This is a genomic window from Desulfovibrio mangrovi (assembly GCF_026230175.1).
Taxonomy (GTDB): Bacteria; Desulfobacterota; Desulfovibrionia; order Desulfovibrionales; family Desulfovibrionaceae; genus Halodesulfovibrio; species Halodesulfovibrio mangrovi.
In genome coordinates, this window is record NZ_CP104208.1 from 2,692,841 (window position 1) to 2,708,095 (window position 15,255).

Annotated in this window: 11 protein-coding genes; 7 read left to right on the top strand and 4 right to left on the bottom strand. The window is 57.7% G+C overall.

Translation table 11 applies throughout. The features are described from left to right. Nucleotides 1-119 precede the first annotated feature (119 nt). A complete protein-coding gene (locus N1030_RS12175; RefSeq protein WP_265825746.1) occupies nucleotides 120-1,940 on the top strand; it encodes a HAMP domain-containing sensor histidine kinase in 1,821 nt (606 codons plus the stop codon). Between the two features lie 273 nt (nucleotides 1,941-2,213). Continuing rightward, entirely contained in the window at nucleotides 2,214-4,247 is a 2,034-nt protein-coding gene (locus N1030_RS12180; RefSeq protein ID WP_265825747.1) for a methyl-accepting chemotaxis protein, read from the top strand. A gap of 340 nt (nucleotides 4,248-4,587) precedes the next feature. Here the strand turns inward: N1030_RS12180 and N1030_RS12185 are convergent, their stop codons facing one another. Both N1030_RS12185 and N1030_RS12190 read right to left on the bottom strand, forming a co-directional pair. Next, nucleotides 4,588-6,633: a ribonucleoside triphosphate reductase gene (locus N1030_RS12185; RefSeq protein WP_265825748.1), complete on the bottom strand. Its 2,046-nt coding sequence runs from the start codon at nucleotides 6,631-6,633 to the stop codon at nucleotides 4,588-4,590. Next, complete coding sequence (locus N1030_RS12190) at nucleotides 6,533-7,252, bottom strand: anaerobic ribonucleoside-triphosphate reductase activating protein (RefSeq protein WP_265825749.1); 720 nt, start codon at nucleotides 7,250-7,252, stop codon at nucleotides 6,533-6,535. Before N1030_RS12190 ends, N1030_RS12185 begins: the two co-directional genes overlap by 101 nt. A gap of 724 nt (nucleotides 7,253-7,976) precedes the next feature. Between N1030_RS12190 and N1030_RS12195 the strand changes: the two genes are divergently transcribed. The 4 genes from N1030_RS12195 (at nucleotide 7,977) to N1030_RS12210 (ending at nucleotide 11,538) form a co-directional block, all read left to right on the top strand. After that, nucleotides 7,977-8,990, top strand: coding sequence for a glycosyltransferase family protein (locus N1030_RS12195; protein ID WP_265825750.1), 1,014 nt, complete (start codon nucleotides 7,977-7,979; stop codon nucleotides 8,988-8,990). 742 nt (nucleotides 8,991-9,732) lie between these two features. Next, nucleotides 9,733-10,563 carry a TatD family hydrolase gene (locus N1030_RS12200; RefSeq protein WP_265825751.1) on the top strand — a complete coding sequence of 277 codons (831 nt, stop codon included), beginning with the start codon at nucleotides 9,733-9,735 and terminating at the stop codon, nucleotides 10,561-10,563. A gap of 29 nt (nucleotides 10,564-10,592) precedes the next feature. Then, nucleotides 10,593-11,027 carry a DUF309 domain-containing protein gene (locus N1030_RS12205; protein WP_265825752.1) on the top strand — a complete coding sequence of 145 codons (435 nt, stop codon included), beginning with the start codon at nucleotides 10,593-10,595 and terminating at the stop codon, nucleotides 11,025-11,027. A gap of 127 nt (nucleotides 11,028-11,154) precedes the next feature. Further along, nucleotides 11,155-11,538, top strand: a complete 384-nt coding sequence (locus N1030_RS12210; protein ID WP_265825753.1) for a response regulator — start codon at nucleotides 11,155-11,157, stop codon at nucleotides 11,536-11,538. 11 nt (nucleotides 11,539-11,549) lie between these two features. Here the strand turns inward: N1030_RS12210 and N1030_RS12215 are convergent, their stop codons facing one another. Beyond that, complete coding sequence (locus tag N1030_RS12215) at nucleotides 11,550-12,809, bottom strand: M48 family metallopeptidase (RefSeq protein ID WP_265825754.1); 1,260 nt, start codon at nucleotides 12,807-12,809, stop codon at nucleotides 11,550-11,552. A gap of 321 nt (nucleotides 12,810-13,130) precedes the next feature. Between N1030_RS12215 and N1030_RS12220 the strand changes: the two genes are divergently transcribed. Continuing rightward, nucleotides 13,131-14,336, top strand: a complete 1,206-nt coding sequence (locus N1030_RS12220) for an FprA family A-type flavoprotein (protein WP_265825755.1) — start codon at nucleotides 13,131-13,133, stop codon at nucleotides 14,334-14,336. Nucleotides 14,337-14,554: 218 nt separating this feature from the next. On the opposite strand, the gene N1030_RS12225 is transcribed toward N1030_RS12220, so the two are convergent. Next, nucleotides 14,555-15,154, bottom strand: coding sequence for a SagB/ThcOx family dehydrogenase (locus N1030_RS12225; protein ID WP_265825756.1), 600 nt, complete (start codon nucleotides 15,152-15,154; stop codon nucleotides 14,555-14,557). Between the last annotated feature and the right edge of the window lie 101 nt (nucleotides 15,155-15,255).

Consider the following 15,255-nt stretch of genomic DNA (forward strand, 5'->3'; position numbering starts at 1 on the left):
AGGCATGGGGAGTACTAAAAGGAAACGTCCCCGATGTCAAAAAACCGAAACACAGCTAACATGTAATTGTAACAGTTCTGTGACAAAAGCGCCATAATGTTACGGTGTACTATAAACATATGAAAAACTTCTCTATCCGGAACAGACTTCTTCTCGGCACGGTGCTGCTGCTCGTGGTGGCTCTGCTGCCACCTTTCTACTATTTCGATAACGCCCTGCGCGGCGACATCATGCATGACGCCTCCGAGAGGGCTATCAAGGGCCTTGATACTGTTGAACATATTATCAAGGAGTATGCCCTTCCATCCGACAGTGCCGAGCTTGATGCCCGTCTCACCCGCCTGGGCGAACGCATGGGCATACGCATCACCTACATTGTCGAGGGTGCCGTCATTGCCGACTCCAATGTCCCCGTTGAAGACATCCCCTCGCTCGACCCCCACGGCAACAGGCCGGAAGTGCGTAAGGCCCTTGAAGGGCAGACCGGCCTGGAGATCCGCTACTCCACCACTCTGAATAAAGATCTGATCTATGTCGCCCGAGCAATCAGCGGTTCTCCCGGAGTGCCTGACGGCGTACTACGCATCGCCATTCCCGTTTCCGTGGCGAACGAACGGCTGGACAGGCTTGAATCCGGCATGACGTGGGTGCTGCTCATTGTCATTCTCGCCAGTTCCCTCATTGCCTACCTGTCCACGCGTCCGCTGCTCCGTTCCATCGTGGAACTCGCCAGCACCGCGCAAAGCATCGGGCAGGGACATTACAACCGACGCATCCGCGAATATCCCGGCAAGGAATTCAAGCCGCTGGCAGACGCCATCAACGGCATGGCGCACAACATTGAACAGCACCTGACCATGCTTGTGGACCAGAAGGGACGGCTTGAGGCCGTGTTCAACGGCATGAACGAAGGCGTAATGGTGCTTGATTCAACCGGCCGCATTCATTCCTTCAACAAGGCGCTCTCCGCCATTTTCCCCGGCATTGAACAGAAGATTGGCGCATCCCCCATTGAGGCCACCATGAAGCCCGAGCTGCAGAACATGGTCATGGACCTCATTGAAAAGGCGCAGGACGATTCCGGTGTACGTACGCAGATGGAGCTTACCGACAACCGCTTCTACGAGGTCAACCTTGTCCCCTTCAAGGATCCTGCAGGTGCTCGGCGCGTTGTGGCAGTATTTTACGACATCAGTGAACGCGAGCGGCTGGAAAAAGTGCGCCGCGACTTCGTGGCCAACGTATCGCACGAACTCAAGACCCCGCTGACCAGCATCAAGGGATACACGGAAACCCTCATTGAGTCGCCGCCCTCCAAGCCGGAACAGACGGCCATGTTCCTCAAGACCATTCTCAAAAACGCCAACCACATGACCAAAATGGTCAACTCACTGTTGGTGCTTGCAAGAACGCAACACAAGGGTGAAATGACTGACCTTGTCCCCGTGGATGCACACGAGGTCATCAGGCTTTCCCTGCGCGATCTTTCCCATGCCGCACAGGCCAAGAACATCACCCTTGAAAATGCCCTGCCCGATGAGCCCATAAACGTTCTCGGCGACAAGGACGGCCTGCTGGAAGTCTTCCGCAACCTGCTGGACAACGCCATCAAGTACAGTCCGGCCGGTTCCACGGTCAGCGTTTCCGCCCGCCATGCACAGGACCGCATGGCCCTGTGCGTCCGCGATCAGGGCCCCGGCATTCCTGACAACGCCAAGGACCGCATCTTCGAACGGTTCTACCGCGTGGAGCACCCCTCTGAACCTGCCGCCAAAAACGGCAGCGCCGGCTTGGGACTTGCCATCTGCCGCCGCATCATCAAATCGCACGGCGGAGACATTTGGGTGGAATCGCCCCTCTACCCTGCCACAGGCACCGGCGCCGCCTTCTTCGTGACCCTGCAGGCAACCCCAACGCCAAATACCGACAATACAGAGTAGCACCGGCTCGAACACCGAAGCCATTACACCACCGTCTACAACTATCCGGACAAGAAAGGGCGGGCTGATCTTCAGCCCGCCTTTTCTTGCTGCCAAAAACACGGGAGCCACACTACAAGACAAATACGACGCGACAGATCTTCATATCAACGCTCTCGACAATTGCAATAATACATATATTTGAACATATTGCCATAATCTTACAAAAGGCGTAGCGAGGCAGTAAGGGGGAAAAGGGGGGCAGGCGAACACGTTCATTACAAAGAGGGACACATGAAACTTCGCATCATGCACAAACTGCTAGGGTTGTCGTTAGGCATCACACTCGCCGTCACCGTCTCCATTTTCTTCACAATCGAATTCTACATGCATCGCGGCTTCTCAGAAGAATCCGAAAAAAACATCCGCAGCATGAAGAAAGTGGTGGCCCAGCACATCAGTTCATCCATTCTGCATACGGAAGAATCCGCACAACTCCTTGCCGAGGACGATACTCTCATTACCGCCCTCGCCAGCCATGATGCAGCAAGCCTCAGAGCCTATCTCACACGTCACATGGCCGAAGCAGGCTTAGATTTCGCGACCATTACGGATGACAAGGGGATCGTCATCACGCGAGGACATTCTGACAAGTCCGGCGATTCGATCCGCAATCAAGATACTGTCATGCGCGCCCTTGAAGGCGAAAGCACCGGGGGCGTCGTAGCCGGCTCCGTCATCCCCTTCTCCATACGCGCCAGCACGCCCGTCCGCCATGAAGGCCGCATCATCGGCACGATCTCTATAGGCAAGTCCCTCTCGACGGAACGCTTCGTGGACAACATCAAGGCCTTCACGGACCTTGAAGTCACTGTCTTCAAGGGTGACTCCCGCCTCATGACCACCATTATGAAGAACGGCAAACGCGCAGTGGGCACCAGAATGGACAACCCGCAGGTGCTGCAGACCGTTCTTGAAGAGGGGCAAGAGTTCCTCGCCAGAAACACCATTCTCGGCAACGAGTACCGCACGGCCTACTGGCCCATCCTCAACCAGATGGGGGAACCTGTGGGCATGTGGTTCATCGGGGCCCGCATGGACTCTCTCATCGCCACGGAAAACAACGTTACCCATTCCTCTCTCATCGTCATTGGCGGGCTTGTGCCGGTCATTCTCCTTCTGTCCTGGCTTATGGCGCGCAGTATCGCCAAACCCATTGCCGGAACCACGGCCTTTGCTTCCGCCGTTGCCGAAGGGCACCTTGACCGCACACTGGACGTGCATACCCACGACGAAATAGGGACTCTGGCAGACGCCTTGCGCACCATGGTGGTCACCCTCAAGGAAAAGATTCAGGAGGCGCAGGAAGAATCGCGTCATGCGGAAGAGGAAACCCGCAAGGCCCACATCGCCATGCAACAGGCTGAAGAAGCGCAGCGTCAGGCTGACAAGGCCAAACGTGAAGGCATGCTGCATGCGGCAGGCGATCTGGAAGAGATTGCCCACTCCCTCTCTTCCGCATCCGAGGAACTGTCCGCTCAGATCGAGCAATCCTCCAACGGCAGCAAAATGCAGAGCCAGCGCACCGGCGAAACCGCCGCCGCCATGGAACAGATGAACGCCTCCGTGCTGGAGGTGGCCCGCAATGCCGGGATGGCGGCAAGCATTGCCAGGCAGGCCAAGGAAAACGCCCTTTCCGGCACCCAGGTCATGGAGGCGGTGCTGAAGGCCATTGATGGCGTCCGCGCCCATTCGCAGGAGCTGGAACAGGGCATGAACAACCTCGGCAGCAGCGCGGAGAAAATCGGCGCCATCATGGACGTTATCTCAGACATCGCCGACCAGACCAACCTGCTTGCCCTGAACGCCGCCATTGAAGCAGCCCGCGCAGGCGATGCCGGTCGCGGCTTTGCCGTGGTGGCGGATGAAGTGCGCAAGCTGGCGGAAAAGACCATGCTGGCCACCAAGGAAGTGGGACAGACCATCACCGGCATCCAGCAGGGCACCAAACAGAACATCAATCAGGTAGCCAGCACTGTCACCCAGATTACCAGCGTTACCGAACGCGCCATGCAGGCGGAGCAGTCTCTCTCCGTCATCGCTTCGCTGGTTGATGACGTTTCCGATCAGGTAAACGGCATCGCCACAGCCTGTGAGCAGCAGTCCGCCGCATCGGAGCAGATCAACCACGCAGTGGAAGAGGTGAACACCATTTCGGGTGAAACCAGCACAGCCATGCATCAGTCCGCTCAGGCCGTTGTGGAGCTTGCCTCGCAGGCACAGCACCTGAAGGGAATTATCAGTAAGATACAGCAGGAAAACAGCTAAGGGGTTCATCATCCCATATGCAATAAAGAGGGCCGGAAGCGTGAAGCTTCCGGCCTTTGTTTTGTTGAAGAATGCCTCCGGCGGGCAGGGGGATAATCCCCCTGCACCCTGTAACTACCGATAGTAGTCCGGTTTTGTCGCCTCACCCGAGACCTGGAGGTGCCTCATTTTAGGGGTATAAGAATACAAAAAGGCCGGAAACTCACGCTTCCGGCCTTATACTTTCGATATCTCCCCGCAGTGTTATAACTCCCCCCTTTCAGGGTTTCCAAAGGGGGTTACCCCCTTTGGCCTGCGGAGCATTCTTACTCTTCTCTTGCTTCCCTCTCCACAACCCCGCCTACATGCCGTTGTAGCAAACGCGGTCGTCGTATTCCATCTGCTTGCCCTTATTCCACTGGGAAACAGGGCGGTAGTAGCCCACGATGCGGGTGTACACTTCCGCTTCGCTGCCGCAGGTGGGGCACTTTTCCTGTTCGCCCTGCAGGTACCCGTGGTCCTTGCAGATGGAGAAGGTGGGCGTGATGGAGATGTAGGGCATCTTGGTCTTGGAGAAGGCCTTTACGATGAACTTCTTCAGCGCCTTGTGGTCCGCCACGGCTTCGCCGAGGTAGGTATGGAACACGGTGCCGCCGGTGTAGAGCGGCTGCAGCTTGTCCTGATGCTCCAGCGCGGCGAACACGTCGTTGGTGTTGCCCACGGGCAGCGAGGTGGAGTTGGTGTAGTACGGCGTGCCGTTACCGGAAGCCTTGATGTCCTCGTAGAGCTTCTTGTCAATGCGGGCAAGGCGGTAGCTGGTGCCTTCCGCAGGCGTGGCTTCAAGGTTGTAAAGGTTGCCGGTCTCTTCCTGATAACGGGAGGTCAGGTCGCGCAGATGATTCAGCATGCGCTGCATGAGGCGGATGCCCGACTCGGTCTCAATACCCTTGCCCAGCAGGTTCAGACAGGCTTCATGCCCACCCACGAGCCCGATGGTGGAGAAGTGAGCGCGGAAGCCGTTCTTCAGGTACCGTGCGGACCACGGGAACATACCGCGGTCGAGGTTCTCCTGAATCAGCTTGCGCTTGAACTCCAGCGATTCCTTGGCCAGCTCCGCATACTCGGTAATCAGATCAAGGAAGTCCTCTTCCCCTTCGGAAAGATAGGCCAGCTTGGGCAGGTTCAGAGTAACCACGCCGATGGAACCGGTCAGGTCGCCCGCGCCGAACAGACCGCCGGTCTTCTTGCGCAGTTCGCGAAGGTCCATCTGCAGACGGCAGCACATGGAGCGCACGTCTTCGGGATTGAGATCGGAATTGATGAAATTCTGGAAGTAGGGAACCCCGTACTTTGCCGTAAGCTGCATGAGCAGGTCGCCAATCTCCGATTCCCACGGAAAATCCTTGGTTACGTTGTACGTGGGGATGGGGAAGGAGAAGATACGGCCGTCATGGTCGCCCGCCAGCATGACTTCAAGGAAGGCCTTGTTGATCATGGCCATTTCCTCGCCGTACTCGCCGTACGTGGAATCCTGATACTTGCCGGCGATGATGACGGGCTCGTTGGCAATGTGCTTGGGGGCCACGAGGTCCAGCGTCAGGTTGGTGAACGGGCTCTGCCCGCCCCAGCGCGACGTGGTGTTCAGATTGAAGATGAACTTCTGGATGGCCTGACGCACCTGCTTGTAGTTGAGGCCGTCGTTGCGCACGAAGGGAGCAAGATAGGTGTCCACGTTGTTGAACGCCTGCGCGCCCGCCCATTCGTTCTGCAGCGTGCCGAGGAAGTTGATCATCTGCCCCAGCGCGGTATCCATATGCTTGGCGGGACCGGCACTGGCGCGGCCTTCGAGATTGAAGCCTTCCAGCAACAGGTCGCGCAGACTCCAGCCCGCGCAGTAGCCTGCCAGACCGAAGGAAAGATCGTGAATATGGAAGTAGCCGTGCTCATGCGCCTGCCTGATTTCCACAGGATACTTTTCCAGCGCGTACTTGGCCTGCAGGGTGCCGGAAAGGTGAAGCATCAAGCCCTGGAAGGAATGCGTCATGTTCGCGTTCTCGTTAACGCGCCAGTCCGCCTTGTCCAGGTAGTTGTTGATGGTTTCCTTGATGTCCAGATAGGCCGCGGTCTGTTCACGCAACTGACGGCGCTGTTCGCGGTAGATGATATAGCGCTTGGCCACATGGTAGAGGCGGGACTCCATGAGCACCTGCTCTACCATATCCTGCACCTGTTCCTGCGGTGCTATTTCCGTGTCGGCAAGCTTCTGTTCCACTTTGCGCGCCATACGGCGGGCAAGAAGCGGATCCTTAATGCCGCTGGCCTTCAGGGCTTTCAGAATGGCTTGCGAAATCCGGTCGATGGACCAGGTTTCCAGACACCCGTCCCGTTTCAAAATCTGTTTCGGCATGGGATCTCCTCGGTGGTACGTAGCTCTGCAACTTCAAAGTAAACCCTTCGGGAACGTAGCTCCTCGCCTCCTCCACATCCTCGTCCGTCAGAATGGGAACACGGGTGAGACGGAACAGAAACGCCTGCGGATGCTTCTTCGCCATGGCAAAGATCGCTTCCAGATTGCGCTTGGCCTCATCCGGCTGCGTGGTGCCGCCGGTGAGCTGGGGATATTTGCGATACGGCCCCTTCACGTCCACAGCAAAGAGGTCCACAAGATTCTGTGCGAGCAGCGACTCTACCACCTCGGGGTGCATGCCGTTGGTATCGAGCTTAACGGGCATGTTCAGGGCGTGCATGTCGCGGATAAGATCATCCAGTCCGGCAACGGTGGTTGCCTCCCCGCCGGTGATGACCACGCCGTCAATCCAGCGCTGACGGGCTTTGAGATACCCCTCTATCTCATTGCGGGGATACAGGGGCATGGATTCGGAATGCCAGGCAAGCATGTAGTTGTGGCAGGTGGGGCAGCGCATGTTGCAGCCGCCGAGGAAAATCACACTGGAATTCATGCCGGGCCAGTCACACAGACTCACTCGTTCAAAGCCGAAGATGTTATCCCACGCAGATACCGACACAGTGTTTTTCCTTGTAGCCTGATGGGGTTGAGGCCATGTGTCAAAAACAGGGCCGACCTGTGACAGCCGGCTATTCGCACGCTCAACCCATTTAAATTGCAGATTATATTTGGCTAGATATTGTCTAGCAAAAATATAAAATTCCTTCTCTCACTAAAAATGGACTCTAGCCAATGGGGGATTTTTTGTACAGTCCCAGTCAGAGTGATTTGGGTTCTTGACAGGCGCAGAGGGCCGGAAGACCGGAGGAAATAAGGGGAAAAAAAATTCCCTTACGGGAAGTCGGAAAGGGGCCTAGACCTCTTTTCACAGGGAAAAAACTGTGGAAAACCCGCCCACATCGCATATGCTGCCGCAAAGGTGCAGGTTGGACTTTTTTTATCCCACACACACATTACATTTCAGCAAGTTACGCTGTGTAAAACAATGCATTGAAAATATACCGCAGCAAGACCTGCTGTGGAATAGTATGTGTATTTTTGCACAAGCTCCGCAACCTCCCAGCCTCCTGCAGCGTTTGTCAAAAGCCTTTGCACAGGATACATGAATACGCGGTGGCGAAGCGACGTCCCCACAGTCCGTGCTAGCTTCCGCCGAGCATATGCCAGCCAGCCGGACCACACAGACAGAGGGGCCCCGCCCCCCGTACAACAGCCAACTCACCGCCCCGGTGCAGGCAGGCACGCCCCTGCCCGCCAAGGCATAACCGGACAAGAGAGACGCCATGCGCACATTCATCTTTCTGCCCCCGCTCAAAGGCATGACAGGCGGTGTGGCCGTGCTGCATCAGGTTGCGCAGCACCTGCATTCCGGCGGCTTCACCGTGAGCGTTGTCCCCAGAGAAGCAGGCACCCCGCTGCCGGAAGGTGTTCCGGTCTGCCCATGGCAGGACCTTGCGCTCACTCCCGACGACCTCTGGCTGGTGCCGGAAGGCTGGGTCAACGCGCTCATGCCGGGCCTGCAGGCAAAGGCCCGCAACGTGGTGTATGTGCAAAACTGGTCGTACCTGCTCTCCGCACTGCCGGAAGGCGTGCACTGGCCGCAGCTGGACGTCTCCTTCCTGAATGTTTCCGAACCGGTTGCGTGGTTCACGCAGCAGGTCACGGGCCGTCAGGGCCCCATTCTGCGACCGGGAATTAATACCGCACTGTTCCATCCGGCCAGTGATGCCCCTGCCTCCGCCTCAGTTCCGGTCATTGCGTGGATGCCCCGCAAGAACAAGGCGCTGGCCGTGCGCATCCGCGAGACTTTCGAGGCCCGCCGCGCTCTGCTCGGCAAGCAGCCCGCCCGCTGGGTGGAAATTCATGGCATGTCGCCGCAACAGGTTGCCGAAGCCCTGCGCAGTGCCCATATTTTTCTTGCGACCGGCTTTCCGGAAGGCTGCCCCCTGCCCCCGCTGGAAGCGCTTGCCTCAGGCTGTATCGTGACGGGCTTCTCCGGCATGGGCGGCTGGGACTACATGCGGCAGGCCATGCCCCCCGAACTGGGCGGCCATGCCCCATGGTGGCCCCAGCGTGAGGTTCCGTGGCAGGGCAATTCGCTGATCGTGGCCGATGCCGATGTGGCCGCCGCAGCCAACGGACTGGAGCTTACCGCCGGATGGCTGGAAAGCGGAGCGCCGGAGCTGATGGCGTTACGGCAGAACAGCGCCGCCACGGTGGCGGCGTATACTGTGGAAAAGCAGCGCGAGGCTGTACTGGGATTGTGGCGGGAGGCGGAGAATAAAAAGATCTTTTAGGGGCGGGAGGAGAGCAAGAGGCCCGTTCTGGCCTGAACAGGCTTGCACCGACTTGGAGAAGCCCTGTTTTGATATGCCCGTTGTGCCTCCGGCGGGGAGAGCGGGGCCGCCAACGCGCGGCCCCCTCTCCACTCCCCCCGCGCTTTTTTGCTTATGGCAGACCGTGCCTTTGGCACCATCTTCCGCTGACTGCCACTCCCGCCACCTTCGACCTTTGCAATCGTCTCGGATGGGAGTATCCGGTCATCTGACATCCGCACCCTCAACGGCAAAGGTCTGCGGTTTGCCCAGTGAATGCTCTCGCTTTCTCCTGCCAGAAAGCAAAGCGCTTCCAACCGACAGTAAGGTCTGTTGTAAACAGCCCAGAACGACACCTGAAAATTGCCTAAGAATACATGGAAGAACATCACCTGCCGAAAGTCATTCCTGACGTGGATGAATGTGCTTGAAATACCTACAGGCCGATTGCATGCGCTTCGCATGCTGGCGGGACTCAATGCCCAGTCAACGCAACAGCAGGGGCGAGGCAGGGAGAGTCCAGAGAGGGCCTTGCTGAGGGGCGGCACGCCCCGGCTGAGGCCCTCTCTGGTCCCGCGGAAGTTTTAGCCGTTGGCGAATCTTCGAGCCCTACGGATAAAGACAGCAGAGCAGCGGCAACGGGCTGACCTTTTCAAGACTCCATGTAGTCAGTGATAATCTACCCAAGTTACAACCAACCATCTTATCAATTCACAATACAACCATGTCCAAAAAGAAAAACACACTCCCCGCTCCAGAACCCGAATCCCTGAACCTGCCGCGCACTGGCGTGGAATCCCACGCCCATCTCGACCTTTCCGCCTTTGCCGAAGACCTGCCGCAGGTGCTGGAGCGCGCCCGCAGATCCGGCGTGCGCCACATGGGCAACGTGTTCCTCGGACCGGAACCATATCTCGCCAACCGCGACCTCTTTGCAGACAGTGACGATGTCTTCTTCCTGCTCGGCCTGCACCCCTGCGATGCGGACAAGTGCACACCCGACGCCGTTGCCGCCATGAAGGAAGCCTTTCTGAACGATCCGCGCCTCAAGGCCGTGGGCGAAATCGGCCTCGACTACTACTGGGACGACCATCCGCGCGAACTCCAGCAGCATGCCTTCTGCATGCAGCTGGCCATGGCCCGCGAGCTGGACCGCCCCATCGTCATCCACTCCAGAGACTCCAATGACGATGTCCTGCGCATTCTGGAAGAGCGCGGCTTCAAGGATTATCCCGTGCTCTGGCATTGCTTCGGCGCAGACATGGCCCTTGCCGAACGCATTGTCGCCAACGGTTGGCACATCTCCATTCCCGGTCCCGTGAGCTATCCCAAGAATGTGGAACTGCGCGAGGCGCTTTCCGTCATCCCCGAAGACCGCATCATGCTGGAAACGGACTGTCCCTACCTTTCGCCCCAGCAGTACCGCGGCAAGCGCAACGAACCAGCCTATCTGGTCTTCACCGCAGAAGCCGTGGCCAGGGAACTGGAAATGCCTGTTGAAGAACTCTGGACCCGCTGCGGCGATAACGCCATCCGCTTCTTCGGTCTGGAATAGTCTCCGACCAGACCTGTCAGGCCATACCCATGACCGACCACCCCGCAAACAAAACCTTTCGCCTCCCCGCACTATCCGACGGGGAGCGGGAGGCATTGCTCGAAACGGGCATCTGCCTGTGCAATCAGGGCAGATGGCTGGAAAGTCACGAAGCCTTCGAGATGCTCTGGCGAACGGAAGCAGCGCCCCACCGCGATGTGTACAAGGCCATGGTACAGATCGTAGCCGCCCTGCACCATGCGAAGCTGGGAAACTTCCGAGGCGCCAACCGTCTTTTTGGCAGGGCGTGGGAGTTACTGGCCCCCCATGTCGCAGTGGACTGCTCCCCTGCGGGAATTGATCTCTCAGCCGTGGCACAATGGCTGCGCCCCGTAGTGCAAAACCGCAAGGAACACCCTTCAGGGATGGATTTCACAACTTTTTATGATACAGTGCCCTTAACGCTTGCCCGCTGTCCGTTGTAGCGGAACCAGAGGACACGCCGCCCCCGTTCAACGCCACCTTCGTCAACTTATAATTAGCTGTGTTTTTCAGACGTGGTACATCTGTGGAACATAGGCCTGACAGGCTATTCTTACGCGGGAGAAGTACATGAAAAGAATATTCATCGCAGAAGACGATATCGTCACGCGCACACTCATATCTGAACAGGTAAAATCCTTCGGATACACGGTCACGGCATTCGAGGACGGCATCTCGGTTTTCGAGGCGCTCAGCAACAACCCGGACAGCGCAGACCTGCTCATCACGGACGTACGCATGCCCGGCATGGACGGCATCGAACTCATCGCCAAACTGCGCAAGCTGGACAAGTTTGCCAAATTCCCCATCATCATCATGTCCGGCGTGGTCGGTGTGAAGGATATCTCGGACCTGCTCAAGAACGGCGCAAGCCGGTTCCTTGCCAAGCCCATTGATCCTCTGGACCTGAACGAGAACATCAGCAAGGCACTTTCCGTGCCCCACTACTGCTGAAAAACCGCCGATCAGTCCCTGCGGCCCGATTCCATTCGGGCAAGATGGCGGATGCGCTCCACAACAGGCGGGTGTGAGTAGTGCAGAAACACCGCAAAGGGGTGCGGCGTAAGGTTGGAAAGATTCGATAGGGAAAGACGTTTCAGGGCGGAGGCCAATGCCTCCGCCTTTTTCGTGCTCTCTGCGGCAAAGGCGTCTGCCTCGAATTCATAGGCACGCGAACGCATGTTCGCCCACAACCCCATGATCAGGGAAACCGGCGCGTACAGAAACCCGAAAAAGACAATACCCGCGTGCGTGCTCATGCGCTCCATGCCGAACGCATCAAACATGGGCCCGTATCCGAGCACAAAGGACAAGAGAAGAAACGTCACGCCCGTCTGGATAATGCCGGAAAACATCATGCGGTGCACATGGCGCAACTTGCAGTGCCCCACCTCATGCGCCACCACGCCCACGACCTCCTCTTCCGTCATGGAGTCGATAAGCGTGTCAAAAAGCGCAATGCGCTTCTTCCTGCCAAAGCCTGTAAAAAAGGCGTTGCCCTTGCCGGAACGCTTGGAGCCGTCCATGACGAACAGGCCGGAAAGCGCAAAGCCCGCAGAACGCACATACGCCTCAATGGCGCTACGCAACGAACCTTCAGGCAACGGCGTAAACTTGTTGAACATGGGCAGAATGAGCACCGGCGCCACATACTGCACCAGCAGCATCACAGCCACGGTGAACAGCCATGCGGTGAGCCACGCCCAATCACCCAGCACCGCAAAGAACCACAGCACGCCTGCCAGCAGCGGACCGCCGATACACACGGCAAGAAAGGCACCCTTGATTCTGTCGCGGATGAACAGGGCAGGCGTTGTACGGTTAAAGCCGAAGCGCTCCTCCAGCACAAAGGTGCGGTATACCGCCGCCGGCATGGAGACTGCGGAATTAACCAGCGCGAGCAGGCCGAAGAATACCAGGCCCTGCAGAATGGGGTGTTCCGTCACCTTCATGGCCGCCACATCAAGCCAGTTAAAGGCTCCGATGAAGATGGCAATCACGAGCAAAACGGTGCCCAACGTTTCCGTCACCATGTCGAAGCGCACGTTGGCGCGGGTATAGGCCTGCGAACGGGCATAGGAAGCCTCGTCTGCAACGTCCCGGAACTCGGCGGGCAGCGCGGCTTCGTCAGAATCCAGCCTGCGGATTGTCAGCAGGGAGGAAACCACCTCCAGCCCCCAAGCGAGCAACAAAAATACGAGCACCAGCACCAGACATATATTCATCGGTTGAACCACCTGCCATATTCCAACACATTGTTTCAGCGGCACACAGGATTCTCAAAACACAATCCGGCCAGCCACGCAAAACCGCCGCAACGGGCCGCCCTGCAAGCTTTTTCCACCCAACAGGAGCATTACGCGAACTCTTCATCCCCAGCCTTACCCTGATGCCGGAACAAATCCAAGGCGTCGCGGCTTGCTCACTACGCTTTTTTTTCTTATGTTTTTTAACTTAGTCCAACGATGAAATTTCACCGCTCAGCAGAATCCGGGAATCCCACACGTCCCTCTCTGCCGAAAACTCCAGCGATACGAGGATAATTCATGAAGCCTGTAGAAATCAAAAAAGATATTTTCTGGGTAGGGGCCGTAGACTACGTAAGCCGCGACTTCCATGGCTACTCCCTCTCCCCGCAGGGCACCACCTACAACGCCTATGTGGTGAAGGACGAAAAGACCGTCCTGTTTGACAACGTGAAGGAAGGCTTCCTCTCCACCATGCTGTGCCGCCTGTCTCAGGTGGTTGAGCCCGAGAAGATCGACTACATCGTCTGCAACCATCTTGAGCCCGACCACGCAGGCTGCCTGCCGGAACTGGTCAAGCTGTGCAAGCCCGAAAAGATATACTGCTCTCCCATGGGCAAGCGTTCCATGGAAGCTCACTTCGATATCGAAGGCTGGCCCGTGGAAGTGGTAAAGACCGGCGACTCCATCAACATCGGCTCCCGCGACATCAACTTCGTGGAAACCCGCATGCTGCACTGGCCGGATTCCATGGTTTCCTACATCCCGCAGGACAAGCTGCTCATCTGCAACGACGCCTTCGGCCAGAACATCGCCTCCACCGAGCGCTATGCCGATGAAGTGGACCGCGCCGTGCTTGAGCACGCCATGACCGAATACTACCACAACATCGTGCTGCCCTTCTCGCCCATCGTCATCAAGACGCTGGACATGATTGCAGAAATGAAGCTCGACATCGACATGCTCGCCCCCGACCACGGCCTCATCTTCCGTGGCGAAGACGTGCAGTGGTGCCTGAACAAGTACCGCGAATTCGCCGAACAGCGCTGCCAGAAGCGCGCCGTCATCGTATACGACACCATGTGGCATTCCACCGAGAAGATGGCCTACGCCGTGGCCAGCGGTCTGGAATCCGAGGGCGTGCCCACCCGCATCATGTGGCTGAAGGCCGACCACCACAGCGCCGTGATGACCGAACTCTCCCGCTGCGGCGCGGTGATCCTCGGCTCGCCCACCCATAACAACGGCATCCTGCCCAACATGGCCAAGATGCTCACCTACATGAAGGGCCTGCGTCCCCAGAACAAGATCGGCGGCGCATTCGGTTCCTTCGGCTGGTCCGGCGAATGCGTGAAGCAGCTCACCGAATGGATCGGCGACATGGGCTTTGAAATGCCCGTGGAAGGCGTGAAGGTGAAGCATGTGCCCAAGCATGACAACTATCAGGAATGCTTCAATATGGGCGCAGAAATCGCCAAGGCTCTGAAGGAAAAGTGCGGCGAATAAGCCACGCATCCTGAACGGAATATGAAACGCCCCCGTCTGCATTGGCAGGCGGGGGCGTCTTTCATTTCCTGCTTGCTCACGACCAAAGGTTTTACACCGCTGATTGACAATGAGGCTACCCTGTTCCCAAAACCGTTGCACCCTGCCCATTGTTCCAAAACAAAGGGCCGGAAGCACACACGTGCTTCCGGCCCTGCAATTACTTTGCTGATGGCTCCCTATGCCTTCCAGCCTACGGGCAGAACCAGCATGGGGTGATGGTCGGGCGGAAGGTCGAGCATATCCATCAGCTCTTCCTCCTTGAAGCCGCCCACGCAGGTGGTGCCAAGGCCGAGCGCCTCGCACTGCAGATAGCAGTTCTGCGACATGTGCCCAGCCTCGAAGAAGGCGTAGGCCACGCCACGGTCACCAAACTTCTGCTGAATGCGCTCAAAGCTGGCGGTTATCACCAAAATCGCGGGAGCCGCTTCCATCCAGTCCTGCTCAAGGCAGATTTCCGCCACCTCGGCGCGGACGTCGCCATCCTCCTGCACTGCTTCCAGCGAATGGCTGAGGGGCAGATAGTGGTACACACCCGGCTCCAGCCCTTCCACATCGCCTGCCACCACATAGACTTCCATGGGATAGATGGCGGCATGCGAGGGCACGGTGCGGCGGTTCCACGGGCCTTCCTCGCTCACGCCATAGATGGCCCAGAGCAGTTGGCCGAGCGAATCGGGGGTAAGGGGCTCCTCGGCATATTCGCGTACGGAACGCCGGTTGGCCAACGCGGTTTCAACGGAAAGCGGACCTTCCATCATCGGTTCTGGGAACTGCATGCTATCCTTCCTTGAAGGGGATAAAATATAACGAAGCCGCCGTTGTCGCAAACAACGGATTGCCGTCGCTTACAAGGGTGCAGGGAGACTATCTCCCTGCC

What these genes read in the sequence shown, in the direction of transcription:
- N1030_RS12215 (WP_265825754.1), bottom strand. Translation starts at nt 12,809, where the DNA reads ATGAATATATGTCTGGTGCTGGTGCTCGTATTTTTGTTGCTCGCTTGG.
- N1030_RS12225 (WP_265825756.1), bottom strand. Translation starts at nt 15,154, where the DNA reads ATGCAGTTCCCAGAACCGATGATGGAAGGTCCGCTTTCCGTTGAAACC.
- N1030_RS12175 (WP_265825746.1), top strand. Translation starts at nt 120, where the DNA reads ATGAAAAACTTCTCTATCCGGAACAGACTTCTTCTCGGCACGGTGCTG.
- N1030_RS12180 (WP_265825747.1), top strand. Translation starts at nt 2,214, where the DNA reads ATGAAACTTCGCATCATGCACAAACTGCTAGGGTTGTCGTTAGGCATC.
- N1030_RS12195 (WP_265825750.1), top strand. Translation starts at nt 7,977, where the DNA reads ATGCGCACATTCATCTTTCTGCCCCCGCTCAAAGGCATGACAGGCGGT.
- N1030_RS12185 (WP_265825748.1), bottom strand. Translation starts at nt 6,633, where the DNA reads ATGCCGAAACAGATTTTGAAACGGGACGGGTGTCTGGAAACCTGGTCC.
- N1030_RS12200 (WP_265825751.1), top strand. Translation starts at nt 9,733, where the DNA reads ATGTCCAAAAAGAAAAACACACTCCCCGCTCCAGAACCCGAATCCCTG.
- N1030_RS12220 (WP_265825755.1), top strand. Translation starts at nt 13,131, where the DNA reads ATGAAGCCTGTAGAAATCAAAAAAGATATTTTCTGGGTAGGGGCCGTA.
- N1030_RS12205 (WP_265825752.1), top strand. Translation starts at nt 10,593, where the DNA reads ATGACCGACCACCCCGCAAACAAAACCTTTCGCCTCCCCGCACTATCC.
- N1030_RS12210 (WP_265825753.1), top strand. Translation starts at nt 11,155, where the DNA reads ATGAAAAGAATATTCATCGCAGAAGACGATATCGTCACGCGCACACTC.